General features: G+C 67.7%; 2 protein-coding genes. Both read right to left on the reverse strand.

The window, feature by feature from the left end:
* Positions 1 to 636, reverse strand: a 636-nt coding sequence (locus ABD768_RS42945; RefSeq protein WP_344850754.1) for a glycoside hydrolase family 19, incomplete at its 3' end; no start/stop codon positions are given.
* A 124-nt stretch (positions 637 to 760) separates the two neighbouring features.
* Positions 761 to 1,166: glycoside hydrolase family 19 protein (locus ABD768_RS42950; protein WP_344850756.1), on the reverse strand; the 406-nt coding region annotated here is incomplete at its 5' end.

Genomic DNA, 1,166 nt, shown 5'->3' on the forward strand with positions numbered 1-1,166 from the left:
ACCGAAGTACCGGCCGGCCGGGCCGTAGTTGAAGTCACCGGTCAGCTGGATGTAGCCGCGGCCGCCGTACAGGCGGGTGTCGCCGATCTCGCGGATGTTGTACTCCAGCCGCGACTCATGCACCAGCGTCGCCAGGAACGCTGCCTTCCGGTACGGCGTATTGATGTTGGCGTCGCGCATTGCCTGGTTGAGCGACGGCAGCCCGGTCTCGACGAGCGACGGATTCGCGATCCGGGTGCCGAACATCGCCTGCACCTGCGCCAGCGTGATGTCGCCGGACGGCGGGTTGGTGCCACCGCACTCGGCGACGCCGGGGAGCTTGTCCTCCGGGATCGCCACGTACGCGACGGTGACGTAGCCGCCGAGCGCCGGTACGTGCGCCCACCAGCGGCTCGAACCGCCGGAGACGGTGACGAGGTCGCCGTACTTCTGGCAGTCCACGTCGATGGAGGTCGGGCCGGGCAGCGTCCGGACGACCGGTGAGGACAGGTAGGCGTCAGCGCGGACGTTCACGCCGGTGCCGTAGGTGTTGAAGACGGCCGCGCTCGCCGGAACGGCGGTGACCAGACCGGCGGCCGTGAGGCCGGTGAGGGCAAGGGTGGCTATCAGAAGACGGCGGATTCTTCGCTTGAGCATGACAACTCCCGGGGCGGGGACAGCATGGGCACGGTAGCCGTGAAAAGTTAACGGGCGTCTCTCACGACGATGTCACTTTCCACCCAAACTGCCCCCGGCTCAAGCCTTTCGACCAGGTTGCAAATCAGCCGACGGTGCCGGGGATACGGTCCAGGGCCTCGAACTGGGTCTTGGTGAGCTTGCTCGTGTCACCGCTGAGCGCCTTCGAGCGGGTGCAGATCACGCCGGCCGGGACGGAGCCGGACAGGTACCGCAGGGCGTTCTTGAAGGAGTCGCAGCGACGCTGGTCCTCGGCGCCGGCGGGGTAGCCGATCGCCGCGTTGACCTTGCCCATGTTGAGCTGGTCCGCGAACGGGTTGATGTTGCGGGCAACCGTCCAGTACCACCGGGCGATCGGAGCGCTCCATTGCAGCGACCGGGCCAGCTCGGGGTTGCCGAGCAGGTCGATACCGAAGTACCGGCCGGCCGGGCCGTAGTTGAAGTCACCGGTCAGCTGGATGTAGCCGCGGCCGCCGTACAGGCGGGTGTCG

The organism is Kribbella ginsengisoli (assembly GCF_039537185.1).
GTDB classification, from domain to species: Bacteria; Actinomycetota; Actinomycetes; order Propionibacteriales; family Kribbellaceae; genus Kribbella; species Kribbella koreensis.